Origin of the sequence: Campylobacter concisus (genome assembly GCF_015230035.1) — a bacterium.
Taxonomy (GTDB): Bacteria; Campylobacterota; Campylobacteria; order Campylobacterales; family Campylobacteraceae; genus Campylobacter_A; species Campylobacter_A concisus_BK.
Map to the genome: position 1 here is coordinate 1 of NZ_JAAKZD010000029.1, position 688 is coordinate 688.

General features: G+C 35.9%; 1 protein-coding gene. It reads left to right on the forward strand.

Annotated features, from left to right (window positions below):
- On the forward strand, positions 1-688 hold a 688-nt coding region (locus tag G6W41_RS10000), incomplete at both ends, for a methyl-accepting chemotaxis protein (protein ID WP_242039959.1).

The following is a 688-nucleotide window of genomic DNA, read 5'->3' on the forward strand; positions in this document are numbered from 1 at the left end:
AAAGAGATAGAAAAAGGAAATTTAAAAGCTAGGATCACAGAAAACCCAGCTAACCCAAAACTAGTAGAACTTAAAAATGTTCTAAATAAAATGCTTGATGTTCTTGAAGCAAAAGTAGGTAGTGATCTAAATGTTATCCAAAAAGTATTTGATAGCTATAGAAGATCAGACTTTACCTCTAGGATAGATAATGCAAATGGTGAAGTAGAAAAGGTAACAAATGCTCTAGGCACAGAAATCTCTAGAATGCTAAACTATAACCTAGAAAAAGCTAAAACCCTAGAAGAAAAAGCTAAACTTCTAGCTGAGTCAGTATCTCAAGTAACAAGCTCAGCTAGCACACAAGCAAGCTCACTTCAAGAATCTGCTGCTGCAGTTGAGCAAATGTCTAGCTCAATGAATGCCATCTCTCAAAAGACAGCTGATGTTATAAGACAATCAGATGAAATTAAAAACATCATAACTATCATTAGAGATATAGCAGATCAAACAAATTTACTTGCTCTTAATGCTGCAATTGAAGCTGCACGTGCAGGAGAACACGGTAGAGGCTTTGCAGTCGTGGCTGATGAAGTTAGAAAGCTAGCTGAGAGAACTCAAAAATCACTTGGTGAGATAGAAGCAAATACAAATGTCCTAGCTCAATCAATAAATGAGATGAGTGAATCAATCAAAGAGCAAAGTGAAG